General features: G+C 54.3%; 18 protein-coding genes and 1 pseudogene. 5 read left to right on the top strand and 14 right to left on the bottom strand.

Features of this window, described 5'->3' with window-relative positions; all coding sequences use genetic code 11:
* Positions 1-58: 58 nt before the first annotated feature.
* The 9 genes and pseudogenes from QFZ34_RS17880 to QFZ34_RS17840 form a co-directional block, all read right to left on the bottom strand.
* Positions 59-484, bottom strand: a complete 426-nt coding sequence (locus tag QFZ34_RS17880) for an RT0821/Lpp0805 family surface protein (protein WP_115051938.1) — start codon at positions 482-484, stop codon at positions 59-61.
* A gap of 69 nt (positions 485-553) precedes the next feature.
* Positions 554-1855 (bottom strand): ATP-binding protein, encoded by a 1302-nt coding sequence (locus QFZ34_RS17875; RefSeq protein WP_115052198.1) that lies wholly within the window; start codon positions 1853-1855, stop codon positions 554-556.
* Positions 1856-1968: 113 nt separating this feature from the next.
* On the bottom strand, positions 1969-2640 hold the full coding sequence (locus QFZ34_RS17870; RefSeq protein ID WP_115051939.1) for a response regulator transcription factor: 672 nt from the start codon (positions 2638-2640) through the stop codon (positions 1969-1971).
* A 27-nt stretch (positions 2641-2667) separates the two neighbouring features.
* Positions 2668-2919, bottom strand: coding sequence for a hypothetical protein (locus tag QFZ34_RS17865; protein WP_115051940.1), 252 nt, complete (start codon positions 2917-2919; stop codon positions 2668-2670).
* A gap of 92 nt (positions 2920-3011) precedes the next feature.
* Positions 3012-3230: a hypothetical protein gene (locus QFZ34_RS17860; RefSeq protein ID WP_307283646.1), complete on the bottom strand. Its 219-nt coding sequence runs from the start codon at positions 3228-3230 to the stop codon at positions 3012-3014.
* Positions 3231-3242: 12 nt separating this feature from the next.
* Positions 3243-6887 carry a baseplate multidomain protein megatron gene (locus QFZ34_RS17855; protein ID WP_307283643.1) on the bottom strand — a complete coding sequence of 1215 codons (3645 nt, stop codon included), beginning with the start codon at positions 6885-6887 and terminating at the stop codon, positions 3243-3245.
* Positions 6886-7509 (bottom strand): annotated as a pseudogene (locus QFZ34_RS17850) (terminase large subunit domain-containing protein); the annotation flags it as partial. The pseudogene QFZ34_RS17850 and the gene QFZ34_RS17855, both read right to left, overlap by 2 nt.
* Complete coding sequence (locus QFZ34_RS17845; protein ID WP_307283641.1) at positions 7436-7972, bottom strand: hypothetical protein; 537 nt, start codon at positions 7970-7972, stop codon at positions 7436-7438. The gene QFZ34_RS17845 and the pseudogene QFZ34_RS17850, both read right to left, overlap by 74 nt.
* Before the next feature lie 125 nt (positions 7973-8097).
* On the bottom strand, positions 8098-8727 hold the full coding sequence (locus QFZ34_RS17840; protein ID WP_115051946.1) for a LysE family translocator: 630 nt from the start codon (positions 8725-8727) through the stop codon (positions 8098-8100).
* A gap of 263 nt (positions 8728-8990) precedes the next feature.
* Here QFZ34_RS17840 and QFZ34_RS17835 point away from each other — a divergent pair, with 263 nt between their 5' ends.
* From QFZ34_RS17835 to QFZ34_RS17820, 4 genes are all read left to right on the top strand, one after another.
* Complete coding sequence (locus QFZ34_RS17835; RefSeq protein ID WP_115051947.1) at positions 8991-11138, top strand: transglycosylase domain-containing protein; 2148 nt, start codon at positions 8991-8993, stop codon at positions 11136-11138.
* 35 nt (positions 11139-11173) lie between these two features.
* Positions 11174-11758 (top strand): DUF1214 domain-containing protein, encoded by a 585-nt coding sequence (locus tag QFZ34_RS17830; protein ID WP_115051948.1) that lies wholly within the window; start codon positions 11174-11176, stop codon positions 11756-11758.
* Positions 11751-12296, top strand: a complete 546-nt coding sequence (locus QFZ34_RS17825) for a DUF1254 domain-containing protein (protein WP_115051949.1) — start codon at positions 11751-11753, stop codon at positions 12294-12296. The genes QFZ34_RS17830 and QFZ34_RS17825 overlap by 8 nt, the downstream gene beginning before the upstream one ends.
* A 104-nt stretch (positions 12297-12400) precedes the next feature.
* Positions 12401-13444 (top strand): YdcF family protein, encoded by a 1044-nt coding sequence (locus tag QFZ34_RS17820; protein ID WP_307283630.1) that lies wholly within the window; start codon positions 12401-12403, stop codon positions 13442-13444.
* 91 nt (positions 13445-13535) lie between these two features.
* Here the strand turns inward: QFZ34_RS17820 and QFZ34_RS17815 are convergent, their stop codons facing one another.
* Both QFZ34_RS17815 and QFZ34_RS17810 read right to left on the bottom strand, forming a co-directional pair.
* Complete coding sequence (locus tag QFZ34_RS17815) at positions 13536-13820, bottom strand: YciI family protein (RefSeq protein ID WP_115051951.1); 285 nt, start codon at positions 13818-13820, stop codon at positions 13536-13538.
* A gap of 63 nt (positions 13821-13883) precedes the next feature.
* Positions 13884-14075, bottom strand: coding sequence for a hypothetical protein (locus tag QFZ34_RS17810; RefSeq protein ID WP_162802427.1), 192 nt, complete (start codon positions 14073-14075; stop codon positions 13884-13886).
* Between the two features lie 190 nt (positions 14076-14265).
* Between QFZ34_RS17810 and QFZ34_RS17805 the strand changes: the two genes are divergently transcribed.
* Positions 14266-15204: a DUF2336 domain-containing protein gene (locus tag QFZ34_RS17805; RefSeq protein ID WP_307283623.1), complete on the top strand. Its 939-nt coding sequence runs from the start codon at positions 14266-14268 to the stop codon at positions 15202-15204.
* Between the two features lie 54 nt (positions 15205-15258).
* Here QFZ34_RS17805 and QFZ34_RS17800 read toward each other — a convergent pair whose 3' ends face one another.
* The 3 genes from QFZ34_RS17800 to QFZ34_RS17790 form a co-directional block, all read right to left on the bottom strand.
* Positions 15259-15606 (bottom strand): DUF1491 family protein, encoded by a 348-nt coding sequence (locus tag QFZ34_RS17800; RefSeq protein WP_307283620.1) that lies wholly within the window; start codon positions 15604-15606, stop codon positions 15259-15261.
* Between the two features lie 141 nt (positions 15607-15747).
* The gene (locus tag QFZ34_RS17795; protein WP_307283617.1) at positions 15748-16623 is read right to left on the bottom strand and encodes a peptidoglycan-binding domain-containing protein; all 876 of its coding nucleotides are present in this window, start codon (positions 16621-16623) and stop codon (positions 15748-15750) included.
* Entirely contained in the window at positions 16598-18472 is a 1875-nt protein-coding gene (locus QFZ34_RS17790) for a sensor histidine kinase (protein WP_307283614.1), read from the bottom strand. Before QFZ34_RS17790 ends, QFZ34_RS17795 begins: the two co-directional genes overlap by 26 nt.
* Between the last annotated feature and the right edge of the window lie 54 nt (positions 18473-18526).

Below are 18526 nucleotides of genomic sequence, written 5' to 3'. Positions count from 1 at the left end.
AAACGCAATTTATTGATAGGGCAATTCGCCGCAAATACACTTCGTTGACCGATCCCGATCACAGCCGCGTCCAGCTGCCGTCCTCATTGCGACACGCCGTTCCACGCGCAGATTGCGGCGTGCCATCAATACGGATGGTATGGGTATATTGGCGGCAGTTCTGCGATCCAACTTGGTAGGGCTGAGCCGCCACAACCTCGCCAGAACGATTGTTGCTGCTTTTCCACTCTACAACCTTGCCGGCCGGAGAATATTCCAAGGTCTGATACTCAGCCTGCAATGCCTGCTTGCGGTCTGCCGGTTCAAGCGATGCATTGCCGACCAGTCCATTACCGAGGGCGGCAAGAACGCTCGTTTTTGCAGCTTGTTTCGAGCCGCCGGTCCAGGAACCTAGAACCGCGCTATCGCCCTTGCCGCCGGATGTCGTTGAACAACCGGCAAGCGCAGCAATTGCGAGAAAGGGAATAGCGACATGAAATTTCATCACAAGCTCATTTTCAGATAAATCTTCAGGCCTTTATGACCTGATTGAATGGCGGCTTGCAAGCTTCATTCAGTTCGCAGCCGTTGGTAAAATCAGTCTCGCATGTAACCCGCCGAGTAGAGAACTGCGTTCAAGCGTTAGGGTTCCGCCATATTCGCGCACAGTGTCGTTCACAATCGACAGACCCAATCCTGTGCCCGGCTTTGTTTCATCAAGCCGCTTCCCGCGTGCCAGCGCGTCCTGTATCTGCTCGGCAGCAAGACCCGGCCCGTCATCCTCGACGCTGATCTCAAATCCTTGCTCGACGCGGGCAAGTGTCAAGGTGATAATCCGGCGGCCCCACTTTCCAGCATTCTCCATCAAGTTGCCGACGATCTCCTCAAGATCTTCCTGCTCACCAGCAAAGATTGCATCGTCCATGTAATTGTTGAACTTGATGTCCATGTGGGGATTGAGCTTGGCGGTAACGCGCACCAGCCGCTCCAGTATCGGCGTTACGGGAGCGCGGAAGACAACACTATCACGCTGTGCGGCAACGCGTGCACGTTGGAGATAATGCTGCACCTGAATTTGCATAGCGGCAGATTGTTCGGCGATAAGGCGGCCTTCCGTGCCACCGATTGTCCGGCTTTCATTCACCAGAACCGATAAAGGCGTTTTCAGCGAATGGGCAAGATTGCCGACCTGCGTGCGTGAACGATCCATGATACGGCGATTATTGTCGATCAGCGCATTCATCTCGCGCGCCAGGGGCGCGATCTCGTTGGGCAAGTCTTCGTCAAGACGCGTAACCTTGCCCTCGCGGATATCGCCCAGTGAACGGCGCACACGATCAAGTGGGCGAAGCCCGAATAGAATAACGGCAGCATTGATCAAAGTTCCGCCTAGACCAAAAATGCCGAGATAGAAGTACAACGTATAGCGGAAATCTGCGATTTCTCCCTCGACTTCGCTCAGATTTCCCATCACCCTGAAACGTGCGACCCGATTATCCGCGTCAAGCACCACTTCGGTTTCAACGACCGACAATTGCTGGCCGTTCGGTCCGGCTTCCGTATATTGGCGCTGGAATGATGTATCGAAGGGAACATTGAGAGTTGAGGGTGAATCGATGTTTCGCTCTCCCAGAGAAACGGAGCGCAGCGAGCCCTTTAAATTATCCGCCGCAGGCTCGACTGACCAATACCAGCCTGAAAGCGGGCTGGAATATCGCACTTCACCGGGGTCAGGACGTCCTGCCAACGTGCCATCATTGACACTGACTGATGCGATAACACTGAAAAGATGGGCTGAAAGCAATTGCTGAAAGCTTTTCAGGCGTGCTTCGCCATAGAGCGTCGAGATGATAGTGGCGATGGCAATGAATGAGATGATGGTCCAGAGGGTCGAGAGCGAAATGACGCGGAACGACAGAGATCGCAAGCTTGGGAGATAATTTCTCAGCCGGATTGCCACGCAATACCCTCTTTAAAAGGCTTAAGACCCTAAGCCTTGCTGTCTTGCGACTTGATACGATAGCCCATACCGCGAATGGTCTCGATCAGGTCCATGCCCATCTTCTTGCGCAACCGGCCGACAAAAACCTCAATAGTGTTTGAGTCCCGGTCGAAATCCTGATCGTAAAGATGCTCGACCAGCTCGGTTCGCGATACGACTTCGTCCATATGATGCATGAGATAGGAAAGCAGGCGGAATTCATGGGAAGTGAGTTTCAGCGTGTTTCCATTGACAGTGGCTTTTGACGTTTTCGTATCCAGACGCAACGGACCGCAGGAAATTTCGGACGAAGCATGTCCCGCCGCGCGGCGGATCAAGGCGCGTAAGCGCGCAAGAACTTCCTCAATGTGAAACGGCTTGGCGACGTAGTCGTCAGCACCCGCATCAATCCCTGCCACCTTATCGCTCCAGCGATCGCGGGCTGTCAGCAAAAGTACGGGCATGATACGGGAATCCTGGCGCCATTTTTCAAGCACGGTCAGCCCATCCATCTGCGGTAGGCCGATATCCAGGATAACAGCGTCATAGGGTTCGGTATCGCCGAGAAAATGCCCTTCTTCGCCGTCAAAAGCCTTGTCGACAACATATCCAGCCTCCGTCAGCGCATCCACGAGCTGACGGTTGAGGTCGCGATCATCCTCGACGACAAGTATTCTCATGCAGTATTTCCTCGCGGACTTGTGAGATCAGTTTGCTGGAACAGCAACTTCCACACGCCGCGGTCGTTCACCGTCCTTACCGGGAACCAGAACCACCACTACGCAGACCTCTTTGCCGTTTTGGACAACAGATGTTGCACGCGCAAGGGTCCCCCCTTGCGAGTCCGCTACCTGCTGCCCCACCGACGAGCAATCCGCAGCTAAAGCAGGACCGGCGAAGACGACGCCGGCGCCCGAGATCAGACCCGCTAGGGGCAAGGAGAAGAGTAAGTGTTTCATCATGTTGTCATTAATATCGATTGCTGTCTGAACGATGAATGAACAGTTGGTGTCTCGCTGCTACAAATGCCACAGGTTCACGTCTTTTAACATCATATTTCTTTACGTGAAATGAGAGTTGTCGCGCTGATGCGTCCAAATAGCGCTACAACGCCGCTAATGGCGGTTAGGAATTGGACTATCGTATCTGTAAGAGATGCATGATCGGCCCCTTCAAGCGAGCCATTGAAGAAGCCGGAGCACGACAAGCCAATTGTTACTATCGATGCCCAGATGGTCTTGGAAGCAAACCATGATTTTTCGTTGGTCATTAGCAAATTCCTTTAAATAATTGTCGGTTCAAAAAATATTGGAGAAAATTTACAGCGGGCCTCCTGACCAAGCCCGACTGAGGCGGAAATCATCGCTACTTTAAAGTCAAAAGCGACGGACGCATTGCCCAGATCCTTCAGCCGCTCAGAAGCACTGTAAGTCCAGTTGCTAGCGGTCACTTCAAATGACCTGACAGCCCGCTCTTCAAACAGGATTTCTATATGATAGGCCTCGCGCTCTTCCCCCAGCGGTATTTCTGGAGAAAGCCAGCTATCGGCATCAATTCTCCCGCGCCTGATCCAGACTATATCCATATCGCCATTTGGGCGCATTCTGGTGCTGATATGGACGGGCGAAAGCGGTTGCAGTACCCGCAATCCTCCCATTTTTGTTTTGGTGCTGTAAAACTGGTCGGAAAACTCTTCGCCTGAGCATCCAATGCGCCAGTTTAACTCCAATCCCGCCTCTTGGGGTTTCAAGCCTGCCGGAGAAACAGCATCATTGAGCAAAATGAAGGGTGCTCCCTCCTTTTTGAGCTGCATGGCCTCGCGTTCGGTCCCGCATTGGCCACGCAACAGCCCGGTGAGTCGCCATACGTCGCTGCTTATTTCCTCCGCATTGAGAAATTGCAGCAATTCCCACTCTCCACCAGACGTTCCAACAAGTGCACTATTGGCACCGTTAAAAAGTTGGGAGCGTGTCACCGAACTCAGCTCTCCATCGTACAGCCTGACTGAAAGAGCCTGATTATTAAGCCAGCGCCCGCTGGCGCCTTCATTCAATGGTGCAACCAACTCGCCCATGACAGCGCTATGCGCCAACAATGCGCGCTGTTCAAAACCAGTCTGTTCCGGAGAGATAAATGCGCTTACTCCGTTCCAGGGCCGCGCAAATGCGGCAATCCGGAATTGATCGGCAGGACGCTCTATCCCCGGCCACATCGGAAGGTCTATCAACTCAAAATAAGGTCTGCCGCGAATAGCAAGGTCCGCACCTGATGCAACAGGCAATGCTGCCTCGGCGGGATACCGAACGTGTTTTGGTACTGCCCGCGCCTCCAGACGCCTCGTCGCCCCATCTTCAATCGAGGTGATTACAAAAGCACCTGCGGGCACTGTACCATGCGGGTCGGCAATTCTGATCCGGTCTCCAACTTTCAAATGCGCCTGTTTCCAGGGTAGCTCTAGCGTTACTGATCGCCGGGACGCACGGCGCGACTGCATCCATTCTTCGGCAAGTGACTTGGCCTGACCGCTTTCCAGTATGGCTGCAATGCCGATGCTTTCCGTTCCTTTGCCGCTCTGGCGCTCGGCAAAGGCCATCGCCGCTTGATAATCCAGCATCGGGTCGCGATAGGCCAGCTCAACGCGTTCCGGCTGCTCCATTATTTCTGTCAGCCGCCATATCAGCGCGGCAGCATCCTCGCGCTCGACGAACTCTTCGATCAATGGTGTTTGGGAATCTGTGCGGGTATTGCTTTGAAAGACAAGCGTTTTTCCGCTTTCAAATGCATCTATCCCGTAGACTGCGAGCAATGGCTCGATTGCGGATCGAACACTCGTTGGTTCGTCCAGCACGTAGCCACTGACAAATCCATCGACGCGACACGTATCGAAATCAACGATCCCATAATCTTTGAGAATGGCAGCTACCAATTCATCGAGCGCCACGCCTGAAAGCCGACCGTTCAGCCAATGACCCGATGTCCAATTGTCGCCATCAGACCACAATTTTCGGTTTAGCGGAAATTCCGGATGAGGCCGTGTATCCCAAGCCCAAACATAGAGCCGATCCTTATCAAGCATGCTACCGGCAAGGTCTGACCAGTGCGCAATATGTGCCCGCAAATAGCGATTCTGGGCCAGGTCATTTCGTCCTCGATCTGAAAAATAGGGAAATGCCCCCTCGGATGATTTCATATCGGGAAAAACATTGGGCTGGTTCGGGCCCTTATCGACAGCTGGGCAACCTAGTTCCGTCAGCCAGATTTGCTTGGCAGCGGGCTGCCATACAGTAGGTGCGGTCTGTTCCACGCCACCAATCCGATTGTAATGACTGTTCCTCCACCATGAAGAAAGGTCTTTGAAACGATAGACCCATGGCTTGCCGGAGCCATCTGAAATCGGTGTTCGCACACGCATGGTCCGGTCATTCGGCGATGCATAATACCAGTCGTAACCTTCCCCTGCAGTAATCTGCTCTTGCAACGCCGGCAGATCATAGGGTGCCACAAAGCCGTCCGGATTAAGCACCCCATAATCTTCGTCACGCCAGTCACTGAGCGGCATATAATTGTCGATGCCAATGGCGTCGATTGCCGGATGCGCCCAAAGTGGATCAAGGTTGAAATAAACATCGCCTGAACCGTCTTGCGGATAATGCCCGAAATATTCAGTCCAGTCCGCGCCATAGGTGAGCTTACATCCAGCCCCCACAACCCGGCGGATATCGGCGGCAAGACCGCAAAGCCCATTTACGAATGGGAAATGATCGTACGGCCCCCGAACCATGGTACGCCCCCGCAGTTCCGAACCAAGGATAAACGCATCCACGCCGCCTGCACAGAGAGCCAGATGCGCGAGATGCAGCACAAAACGACGATAACCCCAATCTTCACCATTGCCTTGATAATGGACGCGTTGATGCTTGATCTGATAATTTTCTGCCGTGGCGCTCCCTAGAAATTCGGCGATCTGGTTCACCGCCGCTTCTGTCTCGTTGACACTGCCAGCATGGTAAGGCGCAGGGTGACAGGTAATGCGTCCACGCCAAGGATGTGTCGCTTGATGTGTTGAACCATAGGGATCGGGAAGCTGGTTGTCCGGCGGTATATCAAGCATGATGAACGGGTAAAGCGTGACGCTCAGACCTCGCATTTTTGCGTCCTCGATGGCGGCGATAATGCTCTCATCGGATGGCGTTCCACCATAGATCACCCCCTTGTCATCGCGGGAAATGAGATGTGCACCGGCGCGGTCAACGCCTCCAGCGCACCATTTCTCGCTTTCGTTGTACTGATTCCTGTCCATGACGCCCGGGCGAATTTTGCAATTCCCAGCACGCAAATCCGCGGCAAACCAAGGCACTACGATTGCAACATGCTTAAGGGCAGGACAGAGCCCCTGCAGCTCGTCCATCGACGCCTCCCAGTCCGTATCACCTCGCAGGCAATTATGGTTCAAAGCAATCGTCTGACCTTTACCCGGCTCATTGGTTACCAGTTTCGGCGAGAGTCCGAACTCCGTTGAGCCGGGTATAAGTGCTACCGCCTTGAGACTGCTGGCGACGGCTCCGATTGCTCTGATCACTTCAAACTGAAACTGCGGTATGCGATTGCCAAAATCATCGAGTGGAAAATGCTCGAAAACCACATAGGCCGTGCCCCGATATGCTGGTGCATTGCCGCTTCCCTGTTTGGCTTCAATCAATGGATCCGGCATTTGATTTTCGCCGCCGCAATGGACGCGGATTGTGCCTCGCGTCTGGTCGTATTCCTTGCCGTCAGCCCATATGCGACGGATAAGGCTTATCTCTCCGGCGGCAACCGCAATGGCGAAATTGCCGAAGTAGGAATATTCAGCGACCTTCCGTCCGCCTTTACCGCCCTGTCGCTTTTGGGTTTTCTGCTCCTCGAAACGCGTTCCCCATATCGCCATAAAGCCCGCTAATATGTTTGACAAAACCGGGAGCGAGAAACTCCGCATTCTCGCACATCTTCATGCGGCGCACCGGAATGCTCGGATCAGCCAGCATCCTCTTTAACAAAGGCAGCGGCTTCGGTGTGGTTGTGATCACTTGCTTCGGGTTTCGGCCAAGACGCAGCCCGAACTGCAACATGTCCCATGTCGCCTGCACATTTTTCCACTTTGCCAACTCATCGCCCCAGCCAGCATCAAATTGCGGTCCGCGCAAGCTTTCAGGGTCTTCTGATGAAAACATCGACGCCGTCGCTCCACTGTTCCAGAGTAGACGACGCCTTGTCATTTCAAAGCGAGGGCGCTCGGCCCGTGAAACCGACATGATGCCGGATGGGCCGTCGATCATAACCTCGCGGACATCGGCCAATGTTTCGCCGACCAGAGCGATATGCATGGATTTCGATGTATCAAAGGGCGCAAACCCAAGGGCCATGCCATTGACCCATTCCGCCCCCATTCGTGTCTTGCCGGAGCCTCGCCCGCCAAGGATCAGCCATGTATGCCAATCAGTTCGCGGCGGCTGTTGTGTTGTCCGCCCCTGAAAAAGCCATTCCGGATGGGCCGCCAGTATCTCCCGCATGCTTAAATTTTGTTTCGACCAGCTCGCTTGCACGGATGTTGGCAAGTTCATCGATCCTCTCATCAATTCGTTTTAGAACCGCCGCGACCTCGTCGGGCGAAAGACCGCTGGCGCTTTGTGCTCTCGCCGCATCAAACCTCTCTTGAAGGTCGCTCACCTTGTCGATAGTGCGGGCCAGCAAGGCCAATGCGTCGAGCCGTGCCTTGCTTGGAATTTCGTTTTCAAAACTGGACAGTGTTTCCAGCTCCTTGCGCAAAAGCTCCATGATTTTTCTCGCAGCATGTAACTGGCTGTTACCCTGCTGTATCTCATCAAGCGAATAGCCATCGCGATAAATGCCGTTTAGAAACTGCTGTTCGTTAACGCCCAGCAATGGTGCAATCTCGTGGGGGGCAATGCAGTATTCGCGGCACAACGCAAAGGCGCTGCGCCGGCGCATGGCCATCGCATAAATAGCAGTCATAAAAAATCCCTGAAATATCGCGGCTAACCGGCGAGGAAGCCTTGGTCACAATTCCGACGATGACTAATATCTACAGCAGGACCGTTACGCAGTCAAGGACTATTTTCCTATAAAGGTAAATTTTCTTATGCTGCCTTTTTCCATGTGGCAGCCAGCAACCCCGCACCTATCATCAGCGAGCCGCCAGTACGATTGACTACGCGCTGGACGCTAGGCTTGCGAATTGTCTGCCGTGCCATTGACGCCATCAATGCATAGGCCCCGGCATTCAATGTTGCCAGCACGAGGAATGTTGTTTCGAAAATGATCATCTGGGTGAGGATCGGCCGTGTCGTATCGAGAAACTGCGGCAGGAACGCCACGAAGAAGATAATGCTTTTCGGGTTGAGCGCAGTTACGACATAGGTATGCAGGAATATACGCAGTGCCTTTTCATTTTTTGCTGGCGTCTCACCTGTCACAGCATCCGCCACGGGCGCACGCCATAGTTTGATGCCGAGATAGATCAGATAGGCCGCGCCGATCCATTTCAAGGCGGTGAAAATCGTCGCTGACGCGGCAAGCAGCGCGCCCAGGCCGAGCATGGAAGCAGTCATGGCGGTGAAATCGCCGAGCGCAACGCCCGCGACAGTCGCCATTGCAAAGCGCCTCCCATGGCCAAGCGCATAAGAAATTACCAGAAGAATGGTCGGCCCGGGGATAGCAAGAAGTATTGCCGATGCTGCGACAAATGCCAACCAATGTTCAATAGCCATGTTCCCGCTCCTGTATATCTGGCGCTCAGAAGTCCATAAGAAGCAGCCATTTGCAAATGAAAAATTCAAGCGGCATTTCGATGCTCGAAAGGCAAGTTTTTCAGGCTTCTCTTGTCGCAGGACATAAAAAAGAGCTAATCTGTCCTCTGGGGTGAAATGACAGGGCAACGCTTCAAAATAGCGAACTTCAGAAGCTGTTAAGCGTAATCGGATACACCATATTCTTTATAAGAATGTGGATATAGGGCAGGCACAGAGTTTCGATGAAAGAGACCAAGCCAGACAAGCGTAAACGTTTCAGAGTCTCGCCATTGCTAGGGCTTGATGCATGGATCGATTCAACGCTTTATGAGTTGCGCTTCCGTGCCGCCGAAACCTGGGAAGATCTGACGATATTTTTCCGCCGGTTCCATGTTTCCGGCTGGCGGCGCGCCATTATTGAAGTCTTGAGCGAAGGGTTCACCTGGGGCACGGCTGGCTCCGTGGTCATGCTGACGCTGGCGATACCTGCCTTTCACGAAACTGATAAGAACTGGCGCACGCGTGACGATTTCGCCGTCACCTTTCTTGATCGTTATGGCAATGAAATCGGCCAGCGCGGGATTCTCCACCGCAGTGCCGTTCCGATTGACGAATTGCCGGATCACGTCATAAAGGCTGTCCTTGCCACCGAAGACCGGCGCTTCTTTGACCATTTTGGCATTGATTTTCTTGGTCTTTCCCGCGCAATGACGGAAAATCTGCGCGCCAATTCGGTTGTGCAAGGCGGGTCGACAATTACCCAGCAGCTGGCGAAAAACCTGTTTCTGACCAATGAGCGCAGTCTTGATCGAAAGATCAAGGAAGCCTTTCTGGCTCTTTGGCTTGAGGCCAATTTGAGCAAGAAAGAAATTCTTCAGACCTACCTCGACCGCGCTTATATGGGCGGTGGCACATTCGGCATAGCTGCCGCATCGCAATTTTACTTCAACAAAAGCGTCAAGGACGTGAATCTTGCTGAAGCGGCGATGCTGGCCGGACTGTTCAAGGCACCGGCAAAATATGCCCCGCACGTCAATCTGCCTGCGGCCCGTGCTCGTGCGAACGTGGTGCTCAGTAATCTCGTTCAGGGTGGTCTGATGACGGAAGGACAGGTCGTCGGGGCCCGGCGCAATCCTGCGACAGTGGTTGATCGCGGACGTTTGGAAAGCCCGGATTACTTCCTCGACTGGGCCTTTGACGAAGTTCGCAAGGTCGCGCAGAATTTCAGCACCCATACATTGGTTGTGCGCACCACACTTGATACCGGCATCCAGAAGGCCGCCGAAGAATCCGCCGAGTATCATCTGCGCCAATATGGCAAGGAATATCACGTCGCGCAGGCTGCGATTGTTGTTCTGGAAAACAATGGCGCCGTAAGGGCGATCGTCGGCGGGCGCGACTATGGCCTCAGTCAGTTCAATCGCGCCACCGCCGCCTTGCGGCAGGCGGGCTCGTCCTTCAAGCCCTATGTTTATGCTGCCGCCATGGAAAAGGGCATGACGCCGAAAACGCTCGTTTCGGGAGGCGCAGTGTCTTGGGGCAATTGGTCACCGCAAAATTATTCCCGCAAATATCTGGGCAAGATTGATCTCACGACTGCTCTGGTCAAATCGATCAACACGGTGCCCGTACGTCTTGCCAAGGATTATTTGACCACGGCTCCTATCGTCGCATTGGCAAAAGCCATGGGCGTTGAATCACCGATCAGCTCGCACAAGACCATGGTGCTCGGCACCTCCGGCATGACAGTCATGGATCAAGCCACGGGCTATAACGTCTTTGCGACCGGCGGCATTGTCGGCATGCGCCATGCGTTCACGCAGATATTGAGCCAGAATGGCGACATGCTTTGGGACTGGCGCAAGGATGGCCCAAAGCCCCATCGGGTTCTGACCGAGACTGCCGCAAATAACATGAACATTATGCTCTCGCAGGTGCCGGAATGGGGTACAGCACGGCGCGCCGTGCTTCCCATGACGCGTGTCGCGGGCAAGACGGGAACGACCCAGAGCTATCGCGATGCCTGGTTCGTCGGGTTCACCGGTAATTTCACGGCGGCGGTTTGGTTTGGCAATGATAATTTCACGCCAACCAAGGAACTGACAGGCGGCATTCTTCCCGCAATGACGTGGCAGCGTTTCATGAATTATGCGCACCAGAATATCGATTTGAAAGCTATTCCCGGCATCGATCCAACCATGCCCAAGCAGGAAAACGTAGTGGCTGAAAACAGCACCACCGATGCCGATAGCGAAATTATCAAGGCTGGCGAGCGTCCGCGCGTTCTTTCGAATGCGACCGTGCAGGTGCTTCGCGAGATTGATCAGGCCCTGAAAACATCACCGAAGCTGAAATTGCCTTTGCTTCCTACAAAAGTTTCCGCGCGCTAATTGCACGCAGCAGCGCCGCCGTGTAGTCATCATTCATGCTTCGTAATGTCTTCCTCGCCCTTATTGCGCTTGTCATTGCCGTCGGCGGCGGAACACTGAGCGCATGGTATGCGGTGAATCGTTTCGATGGCTTCAACGCGCTCGCCATTGGGCAATGGACTGCCCATCCAGATGCAGGCACGCCGCTTTCCGACCCTTATGCCAAGGCGCGCGCCGCCCGCGAAGGCGCTTTTCCGCTGGGTTCAGCCGAAGGTCTGGCGTTTTACGCTTACAATGATGATACGGGCGCAGCGCTTGACCGCCAATGCACCTACAGTTTGAGCGGAAATAGCCCGAATTCACGCTTTTGGACACTTTATGCGGCAGATCGCACCTTATTACCACTCGATCCCGGCACCGGCCGCCTGCCTGCATTGCATTCACGGCAAATCCTGCGCGGTGAGAATGGCGCATTCGTCGTTTCCGTTTCGCCGAAGGCACAGCCTGAAAACTGGCTCGCCACCTCGGGCAGCGGGCGGATGACCTTGGTGATGACATTGTACGACACGCCGGTGGGCAGCAATTCCGGTCTTGTCGACATGACCTTCCCGGCAATCACAAGGATTAGTTGCGATGGGTAAGCTATTGCGCGCCCTTCTGTTCGGTCTGGTCGGCGCAGGTATTATTCACATCGCCGTTGTGTTGCTCGTCCCCTATTACTCGGATCGAAATGCCTGGTCGCGTATTTCGGCCTATGGCGAGGATTGGCAGTTTCATACGGCAACCGGCGAACCCAAGCCCGGTATGGCACGGCTCGCATTTGACCCCTTGTTTCAAGCTGCCGCCTGCCGTTTTGATATTACAGATCTGCCCGCGCATATAACTGGTATCGGCACACTGCCCTACTGGTCGATCTCGGTTTACAATCGCCAAGGCGAAAATATCTACTCGATCAACGATCGCACAGCGATCGCCGACCAGTTGGATCTCGTCATTGCAACACCTCTGCAAATGATTGAACTCAACAAATCCAAGCCCGTAGCCGCTGAAAACTCCGTGCTGATCGAAGCCGATATGGATGAGGGTTTTGTTGTTATCCGTAGTTTCGTTCCCGATGAATCATGGGGCGAACAGGTTGCGTCCTTCCTGAAAAATGCCAACTGTTCGCCGCTGCTCTAGAACCCGGTTTTGCGTCTGGGATAGGCAAATTTTCTTTGGATTGTAGCTTCGCTGTTACAGAATATGTGTACGACCAACCGGACCCGATAAAGAGAGTGGACACTATGAAGAAGATTGCTGCTGTAACCCTTGCCCTGACGCTAAGCACTTCATTTGCCTTTGCCTATGACGCGCAAAACGGCGAGCGGATCAAGACTTTGGTCGATACCGGCATGCAATATTACTGGTCGGGCGGTGACGTGAAAAAGGCCGAAGCCGAGATTTTCAAGGGCATCACCCTGCATGGCCGTTACGATGTGGTTGAGCAATCCTTTGCAGAAGCTTCCAAGCTGGCGCCCGAACGGCTGGATTTCCGATTTGCAGTCGCGTCATCGCAAATCCTGCAGAAAAACCTCGACGCAGCCCGTGCGACCTATGAGGAAATCCTTGCCAAGGACCCAACCTCTTTTGATGCACAGGCATGGCTGGAGGCTCTGGGCCGTATACGCAATGACGAAACCGAAGCAAGCCTAGCGCATCAGGCGTTGGCCGGTCTCGACCGCGAGCGCGCCGAGGCATATCGCCAGCGTTTTGTTCGTGCCGAACAGATCATTGCTGAAAAGCCGAACACCGATGTGCCTACCCTTCCAGGTAAAGTCATGATCGTCACCTTGGGTTATGCTTTGGCCAAGGATGGAACAGCTGAAAAACCCTTGCTTGACCGGCTTGATGTAGCGCTGAAAGCTGCGCAGGCCAATCCCGAAGCGCGTATCATGGTGACAGGCGGCCAACCGCAATCCGGTGTTACCGAAGGCGACGTCATGATGAAGTGGCTGGTGGAGCGCGGTGTCAGCCGCGATCGCATTCTCATTGAAGACAAGTCAAAGGACACTGTCGGCAATGTCCTGAATGTCGCCAATCTTCTTAACCGCCACAGCGCTGACAGCGTCGTCCTGGTCACAAGTTCAAGCCACATGCGCCGTGCCCGGACATTGCTGGAAGATGCGCTCAAGCAATATGATCTTCACGCCAATGTCGTACCGGTTGTGGCTCTGGATGCCCCTTCCGTGGAAGACGCAGCGAAGGTTTCAGCCGATGAGCGCCTGGTGATTTACAGGGATCTGATGCGGGTATCCGGCCTTTGGGCCTATCCGGGCGTTCAGCAGTAATATTTGCATCCACCGCTTGGCACGAATGACATGCGTGGTTCGACGAGACGAACCACGCACTGTGCTACTGCAAGCCCCCAGAAAGAGGGATTCAAAGCAATCCCTCAAGCCCCGGCTGCACTTTTGACGGCGCGAACTCCTGCACGTCAATATTGGCGAGCTTGCGTGTGTAAAACGGGTCTTCTTCAAGCACTTTGCGCAGGACTGCTTCACTCTCAGCCTTGGCGAGAATGATGCCGCCGGTACGCGGTATTTTCCGGCCCGAGGCTAAAAACATTCCGGTAGCGTAGTGCTTTTCGAGGAAGGCGACATGATCTGCCATTGCTGCATCGAGATCGGCTAGCGGCGCGATGTAGGTAAGGGAAACGATGAACATAGGGGACTCCTGATATGCGAGTCCTGATAGTTCCATAGCTGCATTTACAAGAACAGGTTCAAATCAACCCGGCTGGGGCAAATTGTCGAAAAACTGACGACGAAGCTTTGCCTTGTCACGTTTTTGCGGCTGGGCTGAATAATGTTCATAGCGCACGCCGGGAAAGATTGTGATCTCGGCTGTCGCCTGACGTTTCTTCTGATCCCGGTTGCTTCGCGTTCTGGCGCTTCCCGGAAATGCGATTACAAATCCCATTTGGTCCATCCGTAAGGTTCGTTGCTCTCCTGAACTCGAATGCTACGCAGATGCCTATTGGTACTTATGCCGTATGCGCGTGATTTGCGCCATTATTTAATAAGACACGTCGATGGTTAACGACTTGCTAACGCTTAGCGGCTAATTTTAGAAGCTGTTATTGCGTTGCGTGCAGTGTTGGAGTTTGTTCGTGAAGTATCCTGAGTTTCGGGCGCTTGAAGACCGCAGCGGCGGCAGCAAGGCTGACGATCTCCTGACCGCGTCCATTACTGCGTTCTGCAGCGTCGCAAGACCGGCAAAAAGCGATGCGCAGCAGCTTGAAGACCTCGCTGTTCCTCTCCTGCCCCTCACCTCTCCGCGCGTGCGCCGGCATGCGGCAGCCGTACTTTCCGAATTACCCCATGCGCCCCACCGTCTCATCATGGCTCTTGCCGAGGATGATGTGGATATTTCTGCGCCCATCCTGCTGCGCTCTCCCGTGCTGAAGACCGGCGATCTTATTGACATCATCCGGCGCAAAGGCCTTGGGCATGCCCGAGCGATAGCACGCCGCACAACATCCGATCCATTATTGCTGGATGCGCTGCACAGTTTCGATGATCCCGCGCTCGAACGCACATTGGCATTTCAAGTGTCGACCGATGTTGAAACGGCTGCGGCTCCAGAGTCCGAGCGCCTTCGCGAAACGCGGCAGGCACTGCGGGAACTGATGCTTAGCACTGATATCGGGCAATCCGACGATCAGGCGCTTGCCGACCGATTGATCGATGCAGCCCTGCTGGATCAGACCACTCAATTCCAGGAAGAATTTGCCCGCGCACTTGATCTTAGCATGGAAAGCACAGTGCGCATCATTGGTCACGGGCTCAATGCTGAATTGACAATCGCCTTTGCCTCACTCGGCCTTTCAGCGGAAGCGTCACACCTCATCCTTACCGGTCTTTTCGGGCTGGTGCATAAGGATCTGCATTCACTGCGGCTGTTCATCCAGTCTTATCGCCAGATTGACCAGGAAAAAGCCCGGGCTACAGTCGCACGCTGGAAGATTCAGGAAAACTCTGCGGCACTGCGCCAGAAATTGCGTGAGATGGCCAAGGATGTCGAGAATACAGCCCGAAAGGTTTCCTGACCGCTGCAATTTGCCCACGTTGGCAAGGACGATCATTGTATTCAGCTTTTTAATCTAACCATCAACCACCGAAAACAACTCAGACCGATCCCCGCGATAATCCTCAATTTCAACAATCCAAAGATCGCGGTCCCAGCGCTTCTGCTTTTCCAGATCATCATTGATGTCCATCTCAGCCGAGCCTGATTTCAGCCGTGTAAACAAGCGCTCGTCGGGCTTTGTCTCATCATAGACCATTTGCGGAGCCGGACCGAACAGGTCATATGTGCCATCGGAATTGCGAAATTTGATGAAAATCGCTCCGGCTTCCATTGCTCCCCTATTGCTTAATGCAGCAAATGCGCCGGTGTCATTGACCCTCCGCACCAGTGCTGAAACCCAAAAGTCAGATGTCAGGCGCATGGGCACAAATCCTTGCTGGGACGGAAATTTGCGTCCTGATGAGCCGAAAATGATGGATTTCGAGCACCGGAGCAGTGAACTTTTGGGTTCAGGAGCACCGGGGCACAGAAAAACGACATTTGCAGGCTATCAGGGCGTGAATTAGTTGATAAGGCCGATTTCCTGCATCTTGGCCAACAGCTTCGCGTCTGGCTCGCCCGTTACTGGCAGGCGGAAGAGTTTCTGAAATTCACTGACGGCTATCTTCGTGGATTCACCGACCTTGCCGTCGATTTCCACTTTGTCATTGCCGAATGCGCGCAAACCGGCCTGCACGCGTACGATTTCCGGTGCGGATAGGCCGCCTGTTGCGGCATCGTTCACCTCGGCATTGGCCGACGAAGCAGAAATTTTCTGTACCGTTGCTTTTTCAGGAGCAGAATCCGGCTTCTTGGCCGGAACAGCAATGCTTGCCGTCGTGTCGTCCGCATTGCCAACTGGAGCCTCGGCCTCAACACCGAGCTCAGCGCTGGCCTTGCGGTAGGCCTCGATAGCCGCGCGTGTGCCTTTGCCGGAAATACCGTCCACCGTTCCATTGTAGAAGCCGAGGGCCAGCAGTTTCTGCTGAAGCTGTGCCACTTCCGGATCGCCGCCCGGCCCCAATACCGGGTCACCATTGATGGCAGCGGCAATTGCATCCTGGCTTTTCGGAACCGGAACAGAATTGACCTTGCGGATTGGTGCATCCACAGATGTTCGTTTTTCTCCCGACAAAGCAGGCTTTTCCTGCTTTATCGGCTTGAACACCAATTCGGGCCGCGTCGAGAAAAAGACGCCCTCATGCACATGAGGCTGATACCACAGCGCATTGGCCGAGATGAAACCAAGCGTAACCAGAAACGCGGTTGTGCCGCCTGCTATGCCAGGATTGCTGGCGATCAAACCACCGGCTGCAATCAAAGCCCGCAATGCAGGGCTTCGTTTAGGTGCGCGGCGCTTGGCGGTCCGGCTGCTAGGCCGACTTGCGGGCTTCCCCATGGGAACCTCCCTTTACATCGCTGATCTCTTTGAAGTCGACAATATTGGCAGCAGGCTCGTCGCTGGCGATAATACGGCCAGAGCGGGGGATACGGACGTCAACAATTGTGCCCTGCCCTGGAACGCTCTTGATCGTCAGTTCGCCGCCATGAAGACCTATCAGCCCTTTTACAGTGGCAAGACCCAAGCCAGTGCCTTCCTGAGCGCGTGTATAGTCGTTCTGCACCTGGCGGAAAGGCTGGCCCAAAGTCTTCAGATCTGCTTCGGCAATACCGATGCCCGTATCACTGACCGAGAACATCAGCGTGTCATCTTCAACCTGCGCGTCGATCGTCACAACGCCGCCAGCTTCGGTGAATTTCACCGCATTGGACACAAGATTGATCAGAACCTGATGGATGGCGCGATTATCGGCAACGACATTGCCGATACGGGGGCTGACGCGATCGCACAAGGTGACGTTCTTCTGCAAAGCCTGATGCGCCATCATATCGTGCACCATTGTCACGGTGTCTTTGAAGGCGAAGCTTTCCGCATGGATCGGATAGGCTCCCGCTTCAATCTTCGAAACATCGAGAATGGCATTGACCACTGAAAGCAGATGATTGCCGGAACGATGCACCAACTCGACATATTCGCGCTGGCGGCTATCGGGCAGCTTGCCGCAAATTTCCTGCAACAGGATGTCGGAAAAACCAATGATGGAATTAAGCGGCGTGCGCAGTTCGTGGCTCACTGTGGACAGAAAACGGCCTTTTGTAATTTCGACTGTCTCAACTTCGCGGCGCGCTGCAACAAGTGCGTTGCGATCCGCAACGGCCTGCGAGATATCCGTTGCGACGATAAGAAAGCCCTCGCCCTGGCTGTGAGGCACAGCGCTCAAATGATAAGTTGCGAACCTGACAAGGTGTGGCTGGCCGCAAGTCTCTGCCGGCGCAACACAACGCAGCTTGACATCGACATGGGCTTTGGCCGCGCCGCGCTTCATATCGCTGAGGAAACCAAGGAATTGAACACGATCGGCCACGTGCACCCGCTCGAACAGCGGCGTGCCGATCAGCAGATTGCGTGCAATACCAAACTGTTCTTGGGCCTTGGATGAAAGTGATTTCACCAGCCCGTCGCTGCCAATACTCATAACCACGCCATCAATGGCGCTTTCGAGATCGGCAACGCGATCATCGCGGCGAGCGGCAGCAACGCGCTGAACAAGTCCTTTCGTTATCCGCACAATCAATGTTGCAGAGTAGGCCAGAGAAGCCAGCAACGAGAGCGGCGAAAGGCCAACTTCTGCATTCTTGAGCAATGACACGATAAGCAGAACAGCCAGTATCGCCGCCGATATCGCGCCAGCCAAACGCAGCGAACGCTCGCTTCTATAAATGAACCAGGCTTCAACAGGCACAGCGGCAGCCAGCAGCCAAAGCAGCAGATTTGGTGCTGATGAAGCAATCCCGATAGCGCAAATAGATGCGCCATAAGCGATAAGTGCACCAAGGCCGATCTTCAGGCCATCCTTGGATATTGCCAGAGCACCGCAGAAGATCATCGGCAAAGCCAGAACGCCAATAACTATGCTTACAATACCGGCCATTTCGCCAGCCAACAGGTGATTGGTGAACACCGCCATTGCAAGCACCAAAGGCATGGCAAGAAACGCGCCCGCCATCCGCGTATCGCGCTCACGGGTCACCGGGCAGGCAACGGATGTATTGACCCAACGCCTGCACAAATCGTGGAAGCGACCGGCAATATCAAGCCGCCGGCGCGAGCTGGCATCGGCAAAGTCATGCCGCCGGTGGGCGTCAGCCCCGGCAAAGTCAGAATGTGTGACGGAATGAATCGGCACCAATTTTTTCCTGCTTTCCGCAAAACCCTGGTTGTCGCCCGGATAAAGCGGTCA

Origin of the sequence: Phyllobacterium ifriqiyense (assembly GCF_030817885.1) — a bacterium.
Classification (GTDB): domain Bacteria; phylum Pseudomonadota; class Alphaproteobacteria; order Rhizobiales; family Rhizobiaceae; genus Phyllobacterium; species Phyllobacterium ifriqiyense.
The sequence above is the reverse complement of the archived record's forward strand: the minus strand, read 5'-3'. Positions and strand labels throughout refer to the sequence as shown.

What these genes read in the sequence shown, in the direction of transcription:
- QFZ34_RS17880 (WP_115051938.1), bottom strand. Translation starts at nt 484, where the DNA reads ATGAAATTTCATGTCGCTATTCCCTTTCTCGCAATTGCTGCGCTTGCC.
- QFZ34_RS17870 (WP_115051939.1), bottom strand. Translation starts at nt 2,640, where the DNA reads ATGAGAATACTTGTCGTCGAGGATGATCGCGACCTCAACCGTCAGCTC.
- QFZ34_RS17865 (WP_115051940.1), bottom strand. Translation starts at nt 2,919, where the DNA reads ATGAAACACTTACTCTTCTCCTTGCCCCTAGCGGGTCTGATCTCGGGC.
- QFZ34_RS17860 (WP_307283646.1), bottom strand. Translation starts at nt 3,230, where the DNA reads ATGACCAACGAAAAATCATGGTTTGCTTCCAAGACCATCTGGGCATCG.
- QFZ34_RS17855 (WP_307283643.1), bottom strand. Translation starts at nt 6,887, where the DNA reads ATGGCGATATGGGGAACGCGTTTCGAGGAGCAGAAAACCCAAAAGCGA.
- QFZ34_RS17845 (WP_307283641.1), bottom strand. Translation starts at nt 7,972, where the DNA reads ATGACTGCTATTTATGCGATGGCCATGCGCCGGCGCAGCGCCTTTGCG.
- QFZ34_RS17840 (WP_115051946.1), bottom strand. Translation starts at nt 8,727, where the DNA reads ATGGCTATTGAACATTGGTTGGCATTTGTCGCAGCATCGGCAATACTT.
- QFZ34_RS17835 (WP_115051947.1), top strand. Translation starts at nt 8,991, where the DNA reads ATGAAAGAGACCAAGCCAGACAAGCGTAAACGTTTCAGAGTCTCGCCA.
- QFZ34_RS17830 (WP_115051948.1), top strand. Translation starts at nt 11,174, where the DNA reads ATGCTTCGTAATGTCTTCCTCGCCCTTATTGCGCTTGTCATTGCCGTC.
- QFZ34_RS17825 (WP_115051949.1), top strand. Translation starts at nt 11,751, where the DNA reads ATGGGTAAGCTATTGCGCGCCCTTCTGTTCGGTCTGGTCGGCGCAGGT.
- QFZ34_RS17820 (WP_307283630.1), top strand. Translation starts at nt 12,401, where the DNA reads ATGAAGAAGATTGCTGCTGTAACCCTTGCCCTGACGCTAAGCACTTCA.
- QFZ34_RS17815 (WP_115051951.1), bottom strand. Translation starts at nt 13,820, where the DNA reads ATGTTCATCGTTTCCCTTACCTACATCGCGCCGCTAGCCGATCTCGAT.
- QFZ34_RS17810 (WP_162802427.1), bottom strand. Translation starts at nt 14,075, where the DNA reads ATGGGATTTGTAATCGCATTTCCGGGAAGCGCCAGAACGCGAAGCAAC.
- QFZ34_RS17800 (WP_307283620.1), bottom strand. Translation starts at nt 15,606, where the DNA reads ATGCGCCTGACATCTGACTTTTGGGTTTCAGCACTGGTGCGGAGGGTC.
- QFZ34_RS17795 (WP_307283617.1), bottom strand. Translation starts at nt 16,623, where the DNA reads ATGGGGAAGCCCGCAAGTCGGCCTAGCAGCCGGACCGCCAAGCGCCGC.